Source organism: Amphibacillus cookii, from assembly GCF_016908375.1.
Classification (GTDB): Bacteria; Bacillota; Bacilli; order Bacillales; family Amphibacillaceae; genus Amphibacillus_C; species Amphibacillus_C cookii.
Genome location: NZ_JAFBDS010000004.1, coordinates 142,418 through 161,678, shown reverse-complemented (window position 1 = coordinate 161,678; position 19,261 = coordinate 142,418). Strand labels below are relative to the sequence as shown.

At 36.6% G+C, this 19,261-nt stretch carries 12 protein-coding genes; 9 read left to right on the top strand and 3 right to left on the bottom strand.

All coding sequences use genetic code 11. The features are described from left to right. Nucleotides 1–5 precede the first annotated feature (5 nt). The 9 genes from JOE23_RS07395 to JOE23_RS07355 all read left to right on the top strand — a co-directional run bounded on the left by JOE23_RS07395 (nt 6) and on the right by JOE23_RS07355 (nt 12,294). Nucleotides 6–866, top strand: coding sequence for a hypothetical protein (locus JOE23_RS07395; RefSeq protein ID WP_204437126.1), 861 nt, complete (start codon nt 6–8; stop codon nt 864–866). After that, a complete protein-coding gene (locus tag JOE23_RS07390) occupies nt 863–1,852 on the top strand; it encodes a Gfo/Idh/MocA family protein (RefSeq protein ID WP_204437125.1) in 990 nt (329 codons plus the stop codon). The genes JOE23_RS07395 and JOE23_RS07390 overlap by 4 nt, the downstream gene beginning before the upstream one ends. Nucleotide 1,853: 1 nt before the next feature. After that, complete coding sequence (locus JOE23_RS07385; RefSeq protein ID WP_204437124.1) at nt 1,854–2,714, top strand: sugar phosphate isomerase/epimerase family protein; 861 nt, start codon at nt 1,854–1,856, stop codon at nt 2,712–2,714. An 11-nt stretch (nt 2,715–2,725) separates the two neighbouring features. Further along, nucleotides 2,726–3,787, top strand: coding sequence for a Gfo/Idh/MocA family protein (locus JOE23_RS07380; RefSeq protein WP_204437123.1), 1,062 nt, complete (start codon nt 2,726–2,728; stop codon nt 3,785–3,787). 16 nt (nt 3,788–3,803) lie between these two features. Continuing rightward, nucleotides 3,804–5,117, top strand: a complete 1,314-nt coding sequence (locus tag JOE23_RS07375; RefSeq protein WP_204437121.1) for an alpha-L-fucosidase — start codon at nt 3,804–3,806, stop codon at nt 5,115–5,117. Nucleotides 5,118–5,217: 100 nt separating this feature from the next. Beyond that, nucleotides 5,218–5,835: a YesL family protein gene (locus JOE23_RS07370; RefSeq protein ID WP_204437118.1), complete on the top strand. Its 618-nt coding sequence runs from the start codon at nt 5,218–5,220 to the stop codon at nt 5,833–5,835. A 690-nt stretch (nt 5,836–6,525) separates the two neighbouring features. Next, nucleotides 6,526–8,724, top strand: a complete 2,199-nt coding sequence (locus JOE23_RS07365; RefSeq protein ID WP_204437116.1) for a helix-turn-helix domain-containing protein — start codon at nt 6,526–6,528, stop codon at nt 8,722–8,724. 12 nt (nt 8,725–8,736) lie between these two features. Further along, the gene (locus JOE23_RS07360) at nt 8,737–9,771 is read left to right on the top strand and encodes a Gfo/Idh/MocA family protein (RefSeq protein WP_204437114.1); all 1,035 of its coding nucleotides are present in this window, start codon (nt 8,737–8,739) and stop codon (nt 9,769–9,771) included. 15 nt (nt 9,772–9,786) lie between these two features. After that, nucleotides 9,787–12,294 carry a beta-mannosidase gene (locus JOE23_RS07355; RefSeq protein ID WP_239585326.1) on the top strand — a complete coding sequence of 836 codons (2,508 nt, stop codon included), beginning with the start codon at nt 9,787–9,789 and terminating at the stop codon, nt 12,292–12,294. Nucleotides 12,295–12,751: 457 nt separating this feature from the next. On the opposite strand, the gene JOE23_RS07350 is transcribed toward JOE23_RS07355, so the two are convergent. The 3 genes from JOE23_RS07350 to JOE23_RS07340 form a co-directional block, all read right to left on the bottom strand. Then, nucleotides 12,752–14,629 (bottom strand): glycoside hydrolase family 15 protein, encoded by a 1,878-nt coding sequence (locus tag JOE23_RS07350; protein WP_204437109.1) that lies wholly within the window; start codon nt 14,627–14,629, stop codon nt 12,752–12,754. Between the two features lie 869 nt (nt 14,630–15,498). Beyond that, a complete protein-coding gene (locus JOE23_RS07345; protein WP_204437108.1) occupies nt 15,499–18,552 on the bottom strand; it encodes a hybrid sensor histidine kinase/response regulator in 3,054 nt (1,017 codons plus the stop codon). A 23-nt stretch (nt 18,553–18,575) separates the two neighbouring features. After that, nucleotides 18,576–19,133, bottom strand: coding sequence for a GGDEF domain-containing protein (locus JOE23_RS07340; RefSeq protein WP_204437107.1), 558 nt, complete (start codon nt 19,131–19,133; stop codon nt 18,576–18,578). Nucleotides 19,134–19,261 lie beyond the last annotated feature (128 nt).

Below are 19,261 nucleotides of genomic sequence, written 5' to 3'. Positions count from 1 at the left end.
AGTCAATGTATCATATTCATGTAATTGGAGAAAACAGCAATACAATCAAAGATGCTACAGCACGCTTAATAAAAGAAGTAAATCATTATCCGTCGTTAGCAATATGGAACAGTTCAGAACAAGAAGAGACAATACCTGTATATTATCTTGCTGATTATATGCCAAGTATGGATTTCATCAAGCAAACTTTAGATGAAGATATACAGCTAGTTTTACCACTTACCGCTTTACAGTCTCGCGCGCATTATCAAGAAATAAAAGACAGAGCTAATCAATTAAATGCAAGGCTTTTTTGGATTAACCCATATGCTATTAACCCGCATTTTCAAGCAATTAAGCAGCAGTTAAGTAAAGTGGATTTCGGTAAGGTTGCTACGAATCGAATTTTAGTTAAAGCACCTCATCAAGGGCACAGTTTATTTTATCAAGACGTGTTGGGTCTTTTCATCTGGCTTGAGGAAGTATTTACACCAATTTCAAGGGTTACAACGTTAACGAAAAAGTCAGCAGGAGTAGAAGCGCTTCTCATGTCTGTTTTACATGCACAAGGCACACTATCAAACCTTCAATTTGTAAGTACAAGTCAAGGGTCGAATATAGAGATTGAAGTTTGCGGACAACACGCTATGTTAGTCCAAAAAAGCAGTACGGCAAATGGTGCTATTCTTTATAAGAATGGAAAAGCGTCTATCGATTCTCTAGAAATAAGAACACAAACACGAAATGAGTTGGATTTTATTCTGTATATGTTAGAAGAGGGCACAGAAGCGGACATAATTGAGCGAGCTTTGTTAGTAACAGAAGCAGCTGAAAAATCAAGTATACAAAAGAAACCTCTTCAATTGAAAGGTGGCAGTTCCGTATGAAGTTAGCGATTTTGAGCTTTGCTCATATGCATGCACATAGTTATGCTCAGGCAATTACCCGACAACAAGGCGTCGAACTTCTTGGGATTTGGGATGATGATCATTCAAGGGGAAAGGAGGCTGCAAACACTTACAGAACCGTATTTTATGAAAACCTGGATTCACTATTAAAGACGAATATTGATGCCGTAATTATTTGTAGTGAAAATGTGAATCATAAACCATTAGTTGTTCAAGCAGCTGAACATAAAAAGCATATTCTTTGTGAAAAGCCTATCTCTACAGAAATTGATGATGCCAAGGTAATGATTGAAGCATGTAAAATCAATAATGTAATATTACAAATGGCATATCCTGTACGATTTATACCAGCAGTCGAAGCGGCTATTGAAAAAGTTCAAGCAGGTGAGATTGGCGATATTATTGCGATTAATGCTTCAAATCACGGACAAATGCCAGGTAGCTGGTTTGTTGAGAAAGAAAAGTCAGGCGGCGGGGCAGCAACCGATCACATCGTTCATATTATGGATGTTGTAAGAGTGATGTTACAAGCTGAAGCTGAAGCTGTTTATGCTTATTTAGATACACTATTCTATCCAATTGATGTTGAAGATGCTGGTCAAGTAATGATTGAAATGGGGAAAGGGACTATTTTAAATATTGATCCCAGCTGGTCTCGTCCTAGAACATTCCCAACGTGGGGTGATGTTTTAATGGAGATTGTTGGTACAAAAGGTACCATATCTGTCGATGGTTTTAAAGATGCAACGATTTACTACAATGATGCTGACTGTCAAGTGAGTCACTTACCATGGGGAATTGATATGGATGAAGCATTAATAAGAGACTTTATTGATTGTTTAAAAACTAAACGCGAACCGACAATTAGTGGTGAAGATGGATTACGCACATTAGAAGTCGTTAAAGCCGCTTACCAAGCAAATGATGAAAGCGCTTTCGTTAAAGTTTTAAAAGAGGAGGTTTAATATGAAGTTCGGCATTAGCTCATATAGTTTACACCAAGCCATGAATGAGGGTAAGATGACCATTTTAGATATGATTGCTTGGGCTAAGAAACAAGGGGCAGAGCACGTTGAAATTGTACCACTAGGATTTGACTTAATTAATCAACCGGACTTAATTAATCAAATTAAAGAAAAAGCAGAAATTGAAGCTATTTGTTTATCAAATTATGCTATCGGTGCAGATTTTCTGAAGTCAGGTCAAGCGTTAAAAGACGAAATTGAACGGGTCAAAACGCATGTTGATATTATGCATCAGTTGGGGATTAAACATATGCGTCATGATGTAGGTTTTCTTGAACCTGAAGAGGCAACTACTGAGCGCTTTCAGGCTGACTTAGAGCGCATTGTATTAGGGTGTCGAGAGGTTGCAGATTATGCTCAAGAATATCAAATTACAACGAGTCTTGAAAATCATGGATACTATATTCAGCATAGCGATCGTGTACGGACAATCATTGAGTCTGTAAACCGTCCAAACTTTAAGTTGACTTTAGATGTAGGTAATTTCCTCTGTGTTGATGAGGACCCTGTTGTTGCTGTTAAAAACAGTCTACCTTATATGTCTATGTTACACTTGAAAGATTTTTATTATCGCAAAACAGATCAATCACTAGGATTAGGCTTTTTCCCGACAAAGTTCGGTCATCAACTTCGGGGTGCGATTACCGGGCAAGGTGATGTTGATTTGTGTAAGATACTAAAACTAGTGAAACAGGTAGAGTATGACGGATTTGTGTCGATTGAGTTTGAAGGTATTGAAGACTGTCAAATGGGAACTAAGCAAGGATTAGATTTAATGAAATCACTATACAAAGTCATTTAGGGAGTGGAAATATGGAAAAGGTGAGAGTAGGTATTATTGGAGCAGGTTCTATTTCAGATATGCATTTTCAATCTTATATCCATCACGAAGCTGTAGAACTGGTAGCGGTGTGTGATTTAAATGAAGCTCGTGCAATGGCGAAAGCGGAGCAATATAAAATTGAAAAGATTTATACAGATTACCATGAATTATTGAAGAATGAAGATGTTGATGCGGTGAGTATTTGTACTTGGAACAACTCGCATGCTGAGATAGCAATCGCTGCACTGGAACATAATAAACATGTTTTAGTGGAAAAGCCATTAAGCAAGACAACAGAAGAAGCAGAAAAGATTCGAGAAGTAAGTCGAAAATCAGATAAAACATTGCAAGTAGGTTTTGTTCGCCGATTCGCTACAAACACAGAAGTGTTGAAAAAGTTTATTGATGCGGGTGATTTAGGTGAGATTTACTATGCAAAAGCATCATCTCTTCGCGTGTTAGGAAATCCAGGCGGATGGTTTAGTGATGTCGAACGTTCTGGTGGCGGTCCACTCATAGATATTGGCGTTCATGTGATTGATATCTGTTGGTACTTAATGGGGAAACCCAAAGTAAAATCTGTGAGTGGTACAGTATATCATAAGCTCGGTAATCGTTCGAATATTGAGCATAAGTCATTTTATCAAGCCGCTGACTATGATCCAAAGCAAAACAGTGTAGAAGATTTAGCAAATGCGCTTATTAAATTTGAAAATGGTGCGACGCTCATGTTAGATGCAAGCTTCGCATTACATGCTAAAGAAGATAAAACAGAAGTGCACCTGTTTGGCGATAAAGGTGGTGCTATGATTGAGCCGGAATTAAATATCTTTACAGAAAAACATAACATTTTATTAGACCTTACACCTAAAATTGATGCCCGTACCTTTGACTTTGAAAAAGGATTCCAGAATGAAATTGATCATTTTGTTGCTTGTTGTTTAGAAAAAGAGACAACGATTTCGCCAGTTGAAGATGGTATAGAGATCATGAAGATATTGGAGGCGATTTATGAATCAAGCAGAAGAGGAAGAGAAGTGCGTTTCAACTAGTTAATGGAGGGATAAGATGACAAAAAAACACTATGCGAATTGGCCTAAGGACTATCAAGATCCGAGTTGGTTCACACATGATCGTTTTGGTATGTTTATTCACTTCGGCTTATTTTCATTAGCTGCTCGTCATGAGTGGATAATGACAACGGAACAAATAACACCCGCTGATTATAAGCGGTACTTTGACCACTTTGATCCCGATCAATTAGACATTGCAGGTTGGCTTGATCAAGCTGTTGAGGCAGGAATGAAATATGTGGTGCTTACAACAAAGCATCATGAAGGCTTTGCTTTGTGGAATAGTCAATTAACGTCTTATAAAGTAACGGAAACACCATTTGAAAAAGACATTGTCCAGATTTTCGTTGATGAAGCCCGTAAACGCCAGCTGAAAATTGGTTTTTATTATTCGCTAATTGACTGGCATCATAAAGATTTTACGTTAGATGGCTTACACCCACTACGTGAGAATCAATTCGCACGTGACACAAAGGGTCAACGTCAGATGAGGAATTATCGCGAATATTTAAAGGGTCAAATCACCGAACTACTTACGAATTACGGACCCATTGATTATATGTGGTATGACTTCTCATATCCACACCGTGATTGGGGTTGGTCAAAAGGTAAAGGAAATCCTGACTGGGACGGAGAAGGCATTGAAAATCTTACGCGTTCTTTGCAACCACATATTTTAATTAACGATCGTTTAGATTTAAATAGAGGCGTAAAAACACCTGAACAATATCAACCGCATCATCCAATCGTCGAGGATGGTAAGCCTGTTTTATGGGAGGCTTGTCAGACAATGAATGAAAGTTGGGGCTATGATAAATACAATGCAAATTGGAAAAGTGTTGACCAAATCTTAAAAATGTTAGTGGATACCGTTAGTAAGAACGGAAATTTCTTGCTTAATATTGGGCCAACGGCAAGAGGTGCGATTGATGATTTAACCAAAGAGCGGTTAGATGGGATTAAAGTCTGGATGAAAAAACATGAACGGTCGATTGTTGGTTGTGAGCCAAGTGATTTTATTTCCCCCCTTGATTGCCGCTTGACACAAAAGGATGACCGGCTATATGTACACATCTTTTCTTGGCCATACCGTCATATTCACTTAAAAGATCTTCAAGGAAAAGTGTGTTATGCTCAATTCTTACATGATGGATCAGAAGTCTTCATTGAAGAATTTGATCGAAACCAAGTCATTACAAGTACAGAAACACATATTGAGGCAGGTGATATCGTACTTAAATTACCGGTCATCAAACCGGACGTCGCTATACCGGTCATTGAATTATTTATCACAGATAACCGTCCGTAAAGCGCCCGCCACGTCCTGTAGCCCTCCACCCACTAATTGAAGGTTCGTTTTATAGATTGAGCTATACTAGACGGATGAAATGAAAGGGGATGCACAAGCGATGAAAGGATTTATGAGCGTGTTTTATACGTGGGGGTTATGGTTAAGTAAAATGATGTTAATTCATTTTATCTGGTTGCTTTTAACTTTATTAGGTTTTGGTGTGTTTGGTGTATTCCCTGCAACATTTGCAGCAGCAAAAGCAATCTATCAAATAATCAAGCAAGAAGATGACCAAAACCTATATAAGGGGATCTGGAGAGACTACCGAACACATTTTATAAAGGCAAACAGTTCTGGTTTCATCTGGTTGTTTATTTCGGTATTTTTATATTTTGATTTCCGAGTTTCGGAGATCTTTATCCAATCAACAGTTATTCACTTTTTCCTTGTTATGGTTGGCTTTGTCGCAGTGAGTAGCTTTCTCATGTTTATAACTATCTTTGTTCGTTATGAATTGACTGTATTTCAATACTTTAAACAAGCATTATTTATAGCGATCGCCCAACCGCTTGAAGCCATTGCTTTAGTGATAAGTAGTATTCTCTTAATCTATTTATTTCTCTATTTGCCCGCATTAAGCGCAATGATGGGTATTTCAGTTATTTTATACCCTATCATCTGGTTTGGTCATCGTGCTTGTGTTAGCGTTGAAGAAAAAAATTTAGCTGCAAATTAACTAACTCAACTTTCTCATCTAACTTTCGTTTTAGACGCGCAGGTGAGCTATGTTCCGCTTTCCGTGGGCGTGGCTTGAGCTAACTTTGCCCAGTCAAAACCACTTGGCAAAGTGGATCTCAAGCTCACGCTACTCCCACAGGAGTCTACACATAGCTCACCTGCTAAATAGTAACATCTATCTTCATAATGGTTATCTTTCAAGATCTCATCAAACGCCATTTCAATCCGTGGACGTTAGATTTACACCATGTAGATCATGAAGACATCGGAATGGCGTCTCAAAATAAGAAACTTCTTAATTCTAGTCGTGTCACATCTTCTTCGCTTTATTTCGTGCGGTTGGGCTTATGCATTCAGTATGAACCACCCGTCTAAGTGGAGATAAGCAAGGGGTGAGACTTCTGCGGGAATAGGATGAGCTGAAGATCCACTTGAGGCGTGAGCTTTGCGACTCAAGTTAGCTGAAGCCATCCCCGCGAAAAGCGAATCCCTTGCTTTTCGGAACGAAATAACATGCTAAACGTATGAGAAGGTCGCATGCCGCACATCCATGCAGAAGTAAAGTCAACAAGCCTATTGAATACCGCGTCTATTGAAAACGATCAAGGTTGAATGACTATTTTCAGTATGCGAGAGTTGAGTAACTAATTAATTTAATATTGGAATAATGAATTTGGGGGGAAGTAACATGATTAATATATTTAAGCAAAAACTATTTTATCGTTATTTATTATCATACTTTGTTGCATTCATTATTCCTTTTATTATTCTAGGTGTGCTGATTTATGTAAACTTTATTGCCGATCTTCAAAAAGAATTAGAACAATCAAGCTTGAATAATCTAAACCAATTTAGTGAGCTAATGGATGAGCGTAAAAAAGAGTTTACGAATATAGCAACACGTATTTCCAATGATTCGCGGTTAAATGCTTATCATCTGAATCATCCCTATTATGGTTATGAAGCCGTTCAAGAACTAGCTAAATACCGTGCCAATAGTGTATTAGTTGATGAAATCGCTATCATTCATCATCAAAACCCAGATAAAATTTTTACCAGTGGTGGCTATCATATGCCAACAACCTTTATTGGTCGATATAATATTGAAAACCTATCAAGAGATGAATTGATCGATTTTATCAGCCAAGAACATCCACAAACAAAAGTGATTGAAACAGGAGATGATTTACAGTACTTAGCTTTTATACAACCTATCGTACCTAATAGCCTTTATCCCTATGGTGCTATTATGTATATGGTTAATAATCAGCAGTTTGACTCAATCATTCGAAATGCTTTGTCAGAATTAAGTGGTCATATATATGTTTTGAATGATCAACTGGATATATTAGTCTCACATGAGAACGATCCCAATTTATCAAAAGAACATTTAGATTTTGAAATGATTCTTGAAAGGGCTACTGCTGGAGAAGATATAGATATTGAAGGCAAGAAATATTCAGTATCATTAGTCCAAAGTGATGATGAATGGTCTTATTTAAGCATTGTTCAAGCAAAGCAATTCTTGGATTACTTTAAAGGAACGTTAACGACGTATCTTCTCGTGTTATTGGCTGTCTTCTTTATTGGTATTATTATGACTTATATTTTGAGCAAATACCAATATAAGCCCATTGATTTATTATTACGCAAAGTTAAACAGACACAAGCATCTGTTAAAACTGATCAAGTAAATGAGCTGAATCAAGTTTTAGTCGCATTTGATCAATTAAATCAAGATAAAGTCTCATTGTCTGAAACGGTCTTTAAACAACGTCCATTTGCAAAACAACAATTTTGGATGAATATGTTAAAAGGGGATTATCCTGATGAAAGTCTGATGAATGATATGGCTCGCTCGCTCCAATTACAAATTGACAAAGCCTTTTACTTTGTATTTATCATTCATTTTAAAGGCAAACAAGTGCAACCCTCTACTAATCAATTGATGAGTGAAATCACTTTTAATGAGATGATAGGCTATGGTATTGATCTATTAAACATAAATGATAAGGCGATGATCGTAGGAATGGATCAAAAGCATAAATCAGATCAATCGACATTTATAGATTATGTAAACGAAACATTAAAAACTGAATCGATAATCGTTGTAGGATCAATGGTTGAAGGCGTAAGAAACATACATGATTCTTATATTGAAGCGATGGTTGCTTATGATTATATTCACTATCATTCAGAAGGTAGTACGATTTTTTTTGACTCGATTACAACACCAACAGAACAGAGCTTGGGTTATTTAAAAGAAGAGCAACTTAAATTATTACAAGCATTAAAACAAGGGCAAACAATAATTGCTAAAGAAACCTTAGCTGAAATTTTTCAAAATTTACGTGTGCGCGATCGTTCATTAAATGCTTTAAAAGCGATTTGCTTTGATGTGATTAATTCCGTAGTGAGGTCGTTATCTGAAATGGGCGTGTGCTTAAGAGAAGAGACCTTCAGTAAGATGGTTGATTTTGTGACTTTAGATCAACTCGAGCAACAGTTAGATTTAATAATTGAGACGACATGTGCTTCCATTCAAGAAAAGATGCAGAATGAAAATAATCGTATTGTACAGGAAATCATTAATTATGTAAATAAGCACTTTACCGATTATGATTTATCACTGGAACAAATTGCTGAGAAACATCATTTATCTGCATCGTATGCTTCAAAATTAATCAAAGAGCATTATGGTGTTAGCTTTAAGCATTATGTACAAGAGCTAAGAATGACATATGTTAAAGAAAATTTAAGAATGACATCTAAGCCTATCAAAGCGATTGTCCATGAAGTAGGTTATATGGATGTGGCTAACTTCACACGTAAGTTTAAAAAAGAAGTAGGTGTAACACCTGGACAGTATCGTAATCTAAATAAATAAGGAAGTGAAGTCATGGATACGGTTAAAGTAGCTATCATTGGCTGCGGAAATATATTCCCAATGCACGCTCAATCGGTTAAAGAGAATCCGAATACAGAACTAGTTGCTGTTTGTGACAACAAACCAGAGCGTGCAAATGAACGAGCTATAGAAATGGATTGTGAAAGTTACACGGATTATGTAGACATGCTTGACAATGAAACCTTGGACGCCATTCACATTTGTTTACCGCATTATCTACATGCGCCTGTATCAATTGAAGTAACGAAAAGGGGCTTACATGTTTTAACGGAGAAGCCTATGGCGATTAAGTATCAGGATGCAGAAGCGATGTTATCAACAGCAAGAGCATATAACACACACTTTGGTGTTATTTTTCAAAACCGCTATAATGCTGGCGCTCAGTTAATTAAGGCGATGTTAACCGAGGGCACCTTGGGGTCGATTCAATCGGCTAAAGCCAGTGTTACTTGGGATCGATCGGATGAGTACTATTCAAAAAGTGATTGGAAGGGTACATGGGATAAAGAAGGTGGTGGCGTTTTAATTGATCAAGCCATCCATACGCTCGACTTGATGCGCTGGTTTATTGATGCAGAGCTTGAATATGTCGATGCAACAATTAGCAATCGAGGACATGAGGACATTGAAGTTGAAGATGCTGCTGAAGGCATTCTCAAATTTAAGTCGGGTGTGGTGGCGGCTTTTCATACGATTAATTATTACACCTATGATGCTCCGGTACAAATTGAAATCCACTGTGAAAAGGGTTTGATAAAAATGATTGGCGATAAAGGTATGGTAAGTTTATATGATGGTAGAGAATTTATCGCAGATCATAATCCTAACGAAACATTTTCTTATGGAGTAGGAGTAAAGAGCTATTGGGGCGTCAATCACATTAAACAGATTAACAACTTTTATCATGTGCTCCTTCATGGTGGCGAATTAGACATTAAACCAGAAGAAGCCTTAAAAACACAAGAAATGATCAATGCCATTTATCAATCAGGCAAAGAAAATCGACGCATTACATTCGAAGGCTAGGAGGTCAAATGATTGATGATAAAACAAGGAATAAATGATTGGCAGTTTAAACAGCAACGCGACTCTATTTGGCGAAAAGCACAAGTACCAGGTACGGTTCACACGGATTTACTTGAGCACAATTTAATAAACGATCCGTTTTTTGGAGAAGAAGAAAAAAATGTTCAGTGGGTTGATAAAGTAGATTGGGTTTATAAATCGACATTTAATGTAGATTCGGAGCTGGCTAGCCAAACTTGTATTGACCTAATATTTAATGGTCTGGATACGTATGCAACGGTCTACTTAAATAATCAGTTAATTTTGTCGTCTGATAATATGTTTCGCACATACAAGGTAAATGTAAAAGATTGGATTAATATCGGAGAAAATCAATTGATCATTCACTTTGAGTCTCCAATTAACCACGATGTTATGCGTGTCGTAAGTGGAGGAATTAATTATCCTGCCGATAATGATGATTCAGAAACAGGTGGGTTAGGTGACAAGAAACTAAGTATATTTGCGAGAAAAGCCCCTTATCATTATGGGTGGGATTGGGGGCCACGCTTGGTCACGAGCGGAATTTGGAAACCAGTTGAACTTGTTGGTTATTCAGATATCCATTTTGATGATATTTATATTAAACAAGAACAACTATCAAATGAAAAAGCGGATCTTGTCTTAGAAATAGAACTTGTTGCCATTAAAGAGATGACGGGTGAATGTGTTCTCCAGTACGGTGAACAGACAGAAATAAAGCAAGTTGAGTTGAAAGAAGGACATAACAAGGTGACATTGCCATTTACCGTTGTGAACCCTAAACTTTGGTGGTCTCGCGGGTTAGGTACCCCTCATCGTTATGATGTAAAGGTTGCGTTTAGAAAAGATAATGAGACACTGCTTTCTGATGCATTAAAACACGGGATTCGAACGGTTGAACTGGTTAGAGATGATGATCAGTATGGTAAATCTTTCTATCTAAAATTAAATGGTGAACCTGTCTTTTGTAAAGGTGCAAACCATATACCAAACGATAGTTTTGTTACACGAGTGACTAAGTCGCGTTATGAACATGAAATTAAGAGTGCTGTATCAGCAAATATGAATATGCTTCGTGTTTGGGGCGGTGGTATTTATGAAGATGATATTTTTTATGATCTCTGTGATGAACACGGCATTTTAGTGTGGCAAGACTTTATGTTTGCTTGTACCATGTATCCAGGAGACGAGCCATTTCTAAATAATGTAGAACAAGAAGCTGTAGATCAAGTCAAGCGTTTACGCCAGTATGCATCAGTTGTACTTTGGTGTGGGAATAATGAAATTGATGCTGCTTGGGCAGAATTTGTTGAAACAGGCGGGTGGGGCTGGAAACAAAAATATGATGCCTTAACTCGTGAAAAATTGTGGGCGGATTATCAAGCTCTCTTTCATGACATCCTTGATAGAGTAACAAAACAATATGTACCCAATGAGCCGTATTGGCCATCATCACCACTTGCTGATTTAACTAGAGATGCCAATCAACACGCATTAGGAGTGAAAGGAGCAGGTGACGTACACTATTGGGATGTCTGGCATGGTAAACAACCATTTGAAGCTTATAATGAAAATGTTGGCCGGTTTATGAGTGAGTACGGTTTTCAATCATTCCCTGCGATTGAGACCGTTGAAACATTTACCACGCCAGATGATTATGCGATTGGTTCTGATGTGATGTTGCATCATCAAAAAAATGGTGCAGGTAATCAATTGATTAAAACGTACATGGAAAAGTATTTACCAGAGTCTAAAGACTTCACTTCATTTTTATATATGAGCCAAGTACTTCAAGCGCAAGGAATTAAGAACGCCATTGAGTCTCATCGTCGTCATAAACCATATTGTATGGGTACTTTATACTGGCAGATGAATGATTGTTGGCCTGTCGCTTCATGGTCAAGTATGGATTATTTCGGTCGATGGAAAGCATTACATTATCAAGCTAAAGAATCCTTCAGAGATATTATGCTATCAATTGAAGAAAAAGATGGGCAAGTTAATGTTTATGCCATTTCGGATGTTCTAAATGATGTAGATGTGGACATAAGAGTGAGTGTTTATTCACTAGATGGCGAGCTTCTTTATGAAGAGGTGTCAGCTTTCATTATTAAAGCAAATGCAAGCCAAGGTGTAAAAAATTATATAATCGATCGCTTGATTGGTGAATATGATAAAAGTCAAGTGGTACTAGTAACAGAATTAATTAAAGAAAATCAATCCATTGATCAAAAGCGTCATTACTTTATACCAACCCAAGCATTATCTTTACCTCTAGCAAAAGTAAGTGTTGCTAGGGATAAAGAGACATTTATTATTACGACAGATCAGTTTGCGAAAGATATTTACTTGACAACAGATTGTTTAGGTTACTTCTCAGCTAACTATTTTGATTTATTACCTGGCGAAGAGAAGGTCGTTACCTTCACGAAACGGGACAAAAATAATGAACATTTAATTGATGTTCAAGCTGTTTCAATGGTAGATATGATAAAAATATAGATATTAAATAAAGCAGTGGCTTATCCTCAAGTGATAGACCACTGCTTTATATGTGACTCTATCATATATTTGTATATGGAGTTGCTGGACATTGAAGGTGCGGTATGATATTTATACTTTGCTCTAACGGTTAAACACGGTCTTAATTAATCATGCAATCTTTCGCTAAGATAATTCCCTAATCCATTATCGGTGCAATTGTAAGTGTATTTAATGATTTGATCAGCTAGTTTTTTGGCTAGGTGAATAGGTTAATTGCGCATCTTCTAAAACTATTGAATGAGTTGGGTATCCGGTATGCCTGAAAAATAAATGGAGTGGAAGATTCTAATGTGTAAATATTAGGTCAGTTGATTAAAAAACTAAGATCATCAAGGCAATCGTTTGAAAACAATAGATTAGCTTAAACGCAGGGTCATTCAAGCATTTTTAGATTCAGAAGCAATTAAAGTATATCTTAATGAGTTCTATAAGAAGTACCCGCGTTATATAACAATAATGATCTTATTACACCTGATTGGGAATAACTTGGCATTGCAATCCCTCTTGGTCGACCTCTGCTGTACAATAATTCCGGTAAAAGACCACAAAAGGCACTGTTATTGTAATTATGATTAAAGTATTTCCAGGCTTGGTTTACATCATTATCCATTAAAAATGCTTCACCTAACCAGAAGGTGGGTCCTGTCCACGGCTTTAAATCTCCTTCTTCTGTTGTTAAACTTTCATGTCTCCAAATGCCTCCCGTGAAAGGATCTTCAAGTCTTTGCTGAATGGCTTTAAGTGTCGGTTTTAACCACTCTTTTGGGAAAATGGGGAATTCAGAGAAAAATAGAGTGACAGATGCATCTAATAATTTTGTTTCCATCGATCGAGTAACAATTCCATTATGAACATTATGCCTATTAATAGCCTGAATTAATTCAGATGAAGCTTGTCTAAATCGGTTAGCTTTTTCATGTTCAAAGATAACGTCAGCCATCTCAGCTGCTTTTATTAATCCAAAAGCAGAAATCCCAGATGTCCATGTCATATGTTCGAATGTTTCCCCTAAATGTGGTCCAAATGTTTCCCAAATGCCTGCATCTGGGAAGATAAGTCCACTTGAATCGCGGTTTTCTAAAATCCATTCGGCGGAGTGGCTTATAATTGGCCATAAATCATATATAATCGTATTTTCTTTTATTAATGACCAAACTTGCCATATCCCATATAAAATAAGTCCAGTCGTATCATTTTCAAAAGCATGCTCGTTTGGTAAACGTGTAATAACATTATAGGCAAAAAAATAGTTACCGTCAGGACGTTCTATTAAATAATCGAGTGTTGCGTACAATGCTCTTACTGCATCTTCTAGGTGTCCTGCTAATGCTAATGTAGATGCAATCCATAAGCTATCACGAATCCAAACATTGCCTTGATATGGTTTAAATCCAATGATAATTGGCGTTCCATCTTTCTGTAAGCTCATTTTTGTTAACGTGTTACTTACTCTCCAAAAATACTCTAGTTCAGGCGTGAGTGTATCGATTTCAACTGTTTTTTCGTGCCAAGTTTGCCATACATTCAATGTTTGATGTTCACTTTGATTCATGTTGGCCAATGTCCTCTCTAATTCTTGAAGGGCCTCCTCTTTAGTAGTACCGGCTGCAAATAATTGATAGACAGGCTCGCTGTATTTGGGACCTAGGACCTTTTGAGTAGGAATCGTAAAGACCAATGGGACAGGGAGTAAGCTGTGTTCAAAGATAGTTACCTGACCTCCAGTTACTGCTTTAGAAATATTGCCTGTTATCCCTTCAGAAGTGGGAGAAACAGTGGTTGCGAGCCATTGGTTTTCGGAAATTCGAGAAATAAAGGTGTTATCAATTCTTTCAACAATATTTTTTAAGTGTACAACAGGAAAGATCGATACTTCTGAAGGGTTACTACGGAGAGTTTTAACTTCAATGGAGCGTATGAAGGAGTTTCTATTAGGAGGAGCCCATGTTTTTGTCCTGACAACGGTATTACCTTTATGGGTCACGACTTCATATATTCCATAGCCACGAATATACCTCGTAGTATTTAATGAAATAATTTCCCCGATTTGTCCCAATTCTTCTTGAACTATTCCATATGGATCATACCAAATTTTCTCATTATGATCTTTTACTAAAATATAAGAACCAGGTTGTTCTAAAAGTGAACTTGATAGGTCAAAGTTCCCGAAAAAAAGTTGACTTATTTTATCAATAGGACGACACCCAACATCATATTGCTGAAGCCAAGCTAATACATTACCATTTGAAATAGGAGCATGATTATCTTGATTTTTACCAATGAAATAATGCATTTATCTCACTCCTCAATAGGAAATTCTAGGCCTTCTACAATAATATTACACCTTTGAAATCTTTATGTTAGTTAGGAGAGAAATTTTAAATTTAAGAAAATAAGCACAAACTCATTTAGATATACTACGGAGAACCATACCACCAATAGTTGTAAAACAAAGGGTGAAAGTTGAATTAAGTAATACTGTATTAGAACGAATTAAATAATAAAAAGCAGCCGCTTAGAACTTTGAGAAAGTCTGGAGGGATTCTTTTTATGCAAAAATATAAATTCGCAGAATGGAAACAAACGTTTGTTTTCTATTCAGTCATCAAATTTAAAATGGTATTATAGTACATATTAGAAGGTTTAGAAAAAAGGATAAGTTAAATTCTATTCGAAAAGAGAGTGATGACAATACAAGATGAAACGAGCATACTAATCTATCAAACAGAGGATGGAAATTAAAAAATAGATGTTAGATTGGAGAATGAGACAGTTTGGATGACGCAAAAAGGCAGTTGCAGAGCTTTACCAATCGGCTATGCAGGATATTAGCTTACAAATAAAAAATATATTGGAAGAAAAAGAGTTAGAGGAAAAAGCAGTTGTCAAGTCATACTTAACAACTGCGAATAACGGTAAGAATTATAAAACAATACATTATAATCTCGAATGATTATTGCGATAGGACACGGAGTCCGCTCTCCCCATCATGCCATACAAACCATGATCGTGATCTTAGCGCAAGTAAAAATATCGAAGGTGAAGCGATAAAACTTCTAATGTCGGTGCGACAGGGATCGCCTAATCAATATTAAACACTAGGTTGATGTTCTTAGGAATCTCCCACTTCAAAATGTCATTAGAAATTAACTGGTGAGTCGTTCAATCATCATGTAATGGCAACTGAATAGTAATCGTTGTACCTTCACCTTCTGTGGATGTAATCATGAGTTGTTGATTGAATAATTTTTTCAAGCGTTTATTCGTATTAGCTAAACCGATGTGATGGTCATCAATGTTGTTGTGTAAAATGTCTTGCAGTTTCGAGTTGTTCATACCAACCCCATTATCGATAACTTGCAGCTCATAATAAGAAGTTAAACGTCTCCCGCGAATCAAAATGTGCCCACCATTTGCTTGTTTTAAAACACCATGTTTCAATGCGTTTTCTACTAATGTTTGAACGATTAGAGGTGGTATTTTGATGTCGTCAGGGTCTTCTACATCAACTTCATAATGAACGCGTTGATCGAAACGTACTTGATTAATATATAGATAGGCTTCCACTAGTTCTAACTCTTCAGATAGTGGCACTAGTGTCTTCGTATTACTCATACTAAAACTATTGGTCAAATACTGACCAAATGCATGTAATAGATCAATCATTTGATCAATATCTTTTGTGCTGAGTGATGCAATACTATTTAATGTATTAAAGATGAAATGTGGCTTGATTTGAGCTTGTAGCCAAGCTGCTTCTAGTTGTAATTGTTTATGAATCGCTTGTTTTAACTGTGTTAAGGCTTGGACACGTGCTTGTAATTCTAGTGAATCAACAGGTTTAACAATATAATCGTTTGCACCTGCTAAAAATCCTGTATAGATATCTTCAGGTTGACTTCTTGCAGTGAGTAATAGGATTGGCAGCTCTGAGATTGAAAAACGTTGCCTAATGCTTTCAGTTAATTGATAGCCTGATATTTTAGGCATCATAACATCTGATATGATCAAATCAAATACTTGTTTGTCAAGTAGTTCCACCACATTTTCAGGCTTTGATGTTGTTGTCACTTGATAATTTGGTTCTAATATTCGTTTTAAGACGTTTAGATTAATCAAGTCATCGTCCACGACCAAAATCTTCACATGACTTTTGCTTTGTTGAGAGGTGTGTGACAATGGTTCATCTTTGATCACAGGTGAAACGTTTGTGTCTTGAGTGATCTTTGCTCCATGTTTAGTGGTGGTTAAAGGCAAAGTGAAACTAAATTCAGATCCCTCACCTTTTTTAGACCTTACCCTAAGTGTACCACCATGTTTTTCGATCAGCTGTCTAGTAATACTCAAGCCTAATCCTATGCCACCACTATCACGGTGATGAGTGATTAATTTTTCGTATGGCAAGAAAATTTTATCCATATCACGCTCTGACATCCCAATGCCCGGATCCGTTACCGATACTTTGACGGTATTACCCGTTTGATGCGCATCAACAACAATGATGCCTTCGTCAGTATTTTTGAGTGCATTATGCAATAAATTAAACAGCACTCTGATCATGCGATGACGATCCGCGTATACTAATGGCAACTTTTCAGATATGTGATTGGCAATATGAACAGTCGATTTACTAGACATAAATGTAACAATTTCGATCACTTCATTTGTCAGTACGTTTAAGTCGACATCTGTTTTATCCAACCTGATTCCATGCTCTTTAATTTTTGTAATATCTAAAATATCATTAAGTGTAAAGGTTAATTGGTGCCCCGTTCTAATAATTAATGCTAAGTTATCTTTTGCTTTTTGATCTAACCCTTCATGGTTGTTTAATAACAATTGTGAGATATTAATCATTGCATGTAGCGGGTTTCTGATCTCGTGTGATGTGTTCGCTAAGAATTGATCTTTCTTTTGGTCTTCTTCAATTAATTTCTCGCGTTGTTGTTCAGAGACCACGAATAATTGATGGTGACGTCTAAACAAAAGGAGTGCAATCGAAAGAATGGCAAAAAAGAAATCAAATGGATAAAAAGGAAAGTCGATCACATCACTTAATATTAAAAAGCCCCAGATAATATTCGATGTATAACTGATGATAAAGAATAAAATGAAATAGCCGTCTATGCTACCATGCTTAATATGTTGAATAGTTGTATACATCATGTAACTAATGGCGATGAAATACAAGACATAATATAGTCCTAATAAAATCGATAGATGTTCAAAAGGTACAATGCCTAATGTTAAGATAGCCATTATACTGACAATGAACGTCACCATTTGAACGAACCGTTTGTTTGTTGGATATAATCGATGGATGAATTGGATCATTAAGGTGAGTAAACAGACATAAAAAAAGGTCATGATTCTAAAACTATACTCTCTAGGGATGGGTAATTGAATGAAGGTCTCATCGTCTAGAGCGCTACCTAGCGCCATAAAAATAAGCATCACCCCAAAGAGTAATAATTCCTTTTGATTAAGTTTTTTTCGTGTTATAAATAACAAAACTGCGTAAAGTGCGTGTAGAAGCAATACGATAATGACAGTTAATTGCAATGTTTCCTGCATATTTACTTCTTGTGTAATGGCTTGATCGGTCCCAAAGGATACGGATTTATTAATCCCCCCTATGTAAGGTGTATGGTAGTTGGACGTTTCGATGACTAAGTTAAGCTCGTCTGCTTCTTCTGGAATTGAAAATAGGGCGTGAAAGGGCCCGCGAAATGTTGGCGCCATCTTTGGTGAAGTAGTCGGTTGGTTCACAGTTTTGACAACTTCTCCATTTGCAATAATTCTTGCGCTACTATGTAAGCTTTTAATACGGACACCATATACGTTCGGTCGCTCTTCTGGTAAACGAATCGTTAGTTCGTAACTACCATAGCCATAAGATGCTGACTCAGAATGCTCGCCTTGTAAAACAGGGGTCCAATCACCAGGTACTTCTATATGTTGTTCTTCTTGGAGTGAAGCGGTATTTTCTGTTTCAGTAAAAATATGGGGATGAAAAGCCCATTCGCCATTTAATGATAATGGATCATCAGTAAAGGTCCAATTAGTTAGATTCAATTGACCATTGTCTACAATCGGTTGATCAACTGGTTCATACACGTTAAGCCAAATAAAACGGATACTTGTAATAAGTAGAATAAATAAAAAAGCGATCAGTGCGATGTAGCGTCTTTTTGTCAAAGTGTTCGATTGTATCATGCGTTCACCTCCATTCTTATCGATCACCCATTGTTTGAATAACAAAAGGTTGTTCCTTTTGCGTGTTTTTTTGCTAATAATAAAGCTTTATCTGCCTCTTTTATGATATCTTCTTTTAAAGCATGACCTTCGGAAATGCCAATTGTAGCTGTTACTTTTAGTGAATGGTTGTTTAAATAAATGGGTTGTTTAATGCTTTCTAGTAGTTTGAATGTCAACGTTTGACGTGTCTGTTTGTCTGGAAGGTTAGATATGATAATAAATTCATCACCACCAACGCGATAGATCTGTATACTTTGAATCAGTGCTAACCGAGCAGCAATAATTTTTAAAACATAATCACCATAATGATGGCCATATTGATCATTGATTGATTTGAAATGATCAAGATCAATAAAGTAGACAATCTCTGTCTTATCTGCGCTTGTTCTTAAATATTCTTTCAATGCATAGCGATTCGGAACCCCTGTTAGAGCATCTGTTAAGGCCATTTTTTTATATTTATTTCTGTTCAGATATATTTGTGATATGATGGCGATTAATATAACAATTATTATTAATAGACTGTGTATTACGTTCATAATAGGTCACTCCTAGTTTATCATAGTCATTTATGTCGAAAGTATTATAATATAACTATATACTTTGGACCTATACGATTTCTAAACAAGTTTTTGTAAAGTATAGGTATTACGTCTCAATTTTAAAA